Consider the following 3,512-nt stretch of genomic DNA (forward strand, 5'->3'; position numbering starts at 1 on the left):
TCGAAATACGAGAGGTGCGGTTACGTTTGGGAAGATATCAATTCTGGCATTAGCTCCGATGGGCTTGGCGTTGATTGCCGGGGCATTGATTCCTCTTCAAGCCTCAAGCAATGGCACACTGGGGCGCGAGCTAGGACATCCACTCTGGGCCGCCCTTACTTCGCTGATCAACAGATTCAGGTGGACTCTTCATAACTCTTCCAGCATTTGACTCGAATCTCTGCATTGAGGAAAGGGGAGCCTACCAAATGCTCGCAGACGATGACAGATCGTTCCTCCATAGCAGAAGAGAGCGCCTGCTCGAATGGGTCGCCGCACTTTTACGAGGCTGTTAGCAGTGCCTGCCGGAATGGACAGGTGCCTTCACCATACGATTACCTATCTAAGGCTAAGGTATTGAGTGCGTTACTCAAGCTACCTTTATAAATATTATTTAAATCCACTAGCACAATCATAAATTATTATTTAGCAAGATTAATGAGATAAGAAAAGATGGATAGCCACTAAACCAAACCCGCCATTAACAATTAGCACAAACTAAAGGCACACACATCAGAATTAGTGCTCCACCAACAGAAAGATCTGGATGGATACGTAGAAAGCGAGTTTTAACTGACTTTTAGTTAGTTAGCTTTGTCACGGGACAGGAAGCCTTACCGTAAAAATTAAATAATTACCTGCCCCCAAGATCGCTCTACCTATCGTGCTCAGTATTCAATTATTGTTTCGGAAGATATTCTGGGAAGGAGTCATCATCGCATTACTGCTGTTACCGGCTGTAGGTTATGTTGCTACTTTCCCTCAATGGCAATTGGACCGGCTGATCTATGACAAGCTTATTTCATTAGTGCCTCTCCCTCTGGATCCACAGATCTTATTAATCACCATCGATGATTCCAGCATTAACTCCATCGGGCGCTGGCCTTGGGATAGAGATGTCCACGCTAAACTGCTGGAAAAACTGGCTCCGCTGACACCAAAAGCCGTACTCTATGATGTGATTTTCACTGAGCCTGCCTCCAACCCTAAAGCTGATCGGCGCCTGGGAGCTGCGATGGCTAAGGTTGGACATGTGGTAGTTCCCACTCTGCGAGAAGCTAACCCAACTCCAGGTCAAGCACCACGTTTCCTATCGCCAATTAAACCCGTGGTCGAAGGTGCCAAGGCTGTAGGTCACATTTACGCCTCAACAGGGGCTGATGGCGTCATTCGTAAGATCTACCTTAAGGAGGGAAGTGCCAAAGAACAACTCAATCTACTGACCTGGCAGGCTTATGCTGCGACCTTTACCCCTGATCAGCAACCAGTAATGCCTGAGATCTGCTGTGCCAGAGATTTAGGGGGACAATGGTTTGGTTGGAATGAAGTGTATATCCCTTTCAGCGAAAACCTTTCTTCGGTTCCCTCTGTTTCATTCTCTAGTGTACTGAACGGAGAGGTATCGGATGAGTTACTGCGCAACCGCATCATTCTGGTTGGTATCACTGCTTCGGGGATTGGTGATCGCTATCCAACGCCACTCTCAGCCTTGCGCAGTATGCCTGAGATCGTCCTCCATGCACATTTACTAAACGGTTTTCTTCATCAGCACTTGATCAAGAAAATACCAGCATGGATAAACATCGGCCTCTCAACCCTATTTGTTCTGGCCGTGCTGGTCATGCTCCCCATTTTCCGATTGCGCCGCACCTTCTTTGTCTGCTTGGGTTTGATTAGCACTCGCCTGATGCTATCCATGGTACTTCTGGCGCTGGGGTGGTGGTCGGCTCCCGGCGCCAGCCTAGTAGGAATCCTTGCGGTGTATCTGTTCTGGAACTGGCGACGACTCAACGCTCTGGTGATCTATTTCGGCGTAGAGTTGGATCGTATAGAGCTTGAGCTTAAGGAACAATCGGTCCTGCCTAAACCGGCCTTTCGCGGCGACGAGTTGGTCGGCCGAGCTCTAGCCCTGGAGTCGATGATCACCCATCTTCGAGGCTCGCAGCGTTTCATTGCACAAAGCCTGGACAGTATGCCATTGGCGATCTTTGTCACCGACCTGAATGGTAAGGTGCAGTTGGCCAATCTAAGTGCCGCGACCCTTGAAGGGAAAGCGGACTGCTTGTCCTCCTCCTTGATTGGCCAGGATATCCTCCAGATCCTGGGTGAGCTTGAGTCACAACCCAGCCATCGGCGCTCTCTAGACTCCATATCAGTTGAGCGGTGTACTGGACAGCTTATTCATACGCGCTCCGGACGTATTTTTAAGATGCAGCTAGCGCCCCTAGACACTGAAAAAAGTGAACATACTGGCTGGTTACTGATTTTGCTCGATTTCACAGTGGAGTACTTGGCCCAAGAACAACGTAATAGCATGATGCGTTTTCTATCCCATGATTTGCGGGCGCCACAATCCGCCATTTTGGCTCTTCTGGAAATACAACAGAAGGTTAAAGAACCAATGCCTGTCGACGAGCTTAGACGGCATATTGAACAACAGGTTCGACGCACCCTGCACTTGACCGATGGCTTCATGCAACTGGACGAAGCCAAGTCTAAACCCTTGGTATTCGAGCCAGTGTACGTGGGTGCCCTCATATTGGATGCAATCGATCAGGTTTGGCTTCTAGCCCAACAAAAAAGCATTCGGATCAAGCACGTATTTATCGATGATGAACTCTGCATGGTAAACGGATCTCGCGAGTTGTTGACTAGGGCCATCTTCAACCTGCTGGAAAACGCAGTGAAATACAGCAGTCGGGAGACAGCAATCCATATCGAACTCATGTCGAAGGATACGGTAATTGTTCTGACTATTCGTGACGAAGGGCAAGGCATTGCCGAAGAAGACTTGCCTCACCTGTTCAATGAGTTCCGCCAATTTGGTACAGGTAGCAACCGCGGAAATGGTTATGGCCTAGGCATGGCATTTGTCAATAGTGTCATGCAGCGTCATGGGGCTTGTATTGAATGCACGAGTCAGATCGATATGGGCACTACCTTTATTCTAGTTTTTCAGGCCGTTAATTAAGTCCAGTCGGCTCGCCTTAGAAAACTTAACATTAACGGTTCGGCCTATACCGCCGAACAGCCCCACGCCTTTGCCCGGAAAATCGGCCTGCTGTCACTGACAACCCCGGTGTTCAGTCCGCAGAACGACAGCATAGCCGAGAACTTCGTAAAGGCGACTACATCTGTCACATGCCCAAACCCGACCGAGCAACGGCCCTGCGCCATCACCTTCGAGCATTACAACGAGGAGCATCCGCACAGCGCACTGAAATACCGCTCACCACGGGAGTTCAGGCGCTTGGCTGAGGCATTAACTTAACGGGATACTAGTGTCCGATTTGATAGGGGCAAGTCCAGAAACCACGCGTCCTATCACCAATTAAACCGGTGGTCGAAGGCGCCAAGGCTGTCGGCCACATTTACGCTTCAACTGGTACGTAGCCAGTCAGAACAGTCAACATAAAAAAGGGGGCGAATCTTCGCCCCCTCGTCTCATACTCAGCAGAAACCCCGCATTAACC

General features: G+C 49.6%; 2 protein-coding genes and 1 pseudogene. All 3 read left to right on the forward strand.

All coding sequences use genetic code 11. The features are described from left to right. Positions 1 to 58 precede the first annotated feature (58 nt). Entirely contained in the window at positions 59 to 211 is a 153-nt protein-coding gene (locus tag CXQ81_RS31360) for a DMT family transporter (protein ID WP_218244944.1), read from the forward strand. Positions 212 to 703: 492 nt separating this feature from the next. Continuing rightward, positions 704 to 3,010 carry a CHASE2 domain-containing protein gene (locus CXQ81_RS27205; protein WP_101339044.1) on the forward strand — a complete coding sequence of 769 codons (2,307 nt, stop codon included), beginning with the start codon at positions 704 to 706 and terminating at the stop codon, positions 3,008 to 3,010. Between the two features lie 24 nt (positions 3,011 to 3,034). Further along, positions 3,035 to 3,310: pseudogene (locus CXQ81_RS31580) on the forward strand (IS3 family transposase); the annotation flags it as partial. Positions 3,311 to 3,512: the final 202 nt, after the last annotated feature.

Origin of the sequence: Pseudomonas sp. 09C 129 (assembly GCF_002843625.1) — a bacterium.
Taxonomy (GTDB): Bacteria; Pseudomonadota; Gammaproteobacteria; order Pseudomonadales; family Pseudomonadaceae; genus Aquipseudomonas; species Aquipseudomonas chlororaphis.

Bases quoted from the DNA above. Each gene is read 5' to 3' on its own strand.
- CXQ81_RS31360 (WP_218244944.1), top strand. From the start codon at position 59: ATGGGCTTGGCGTTGATTGCCGGGGCATTGATTCCTCTTCAAGCCTCA.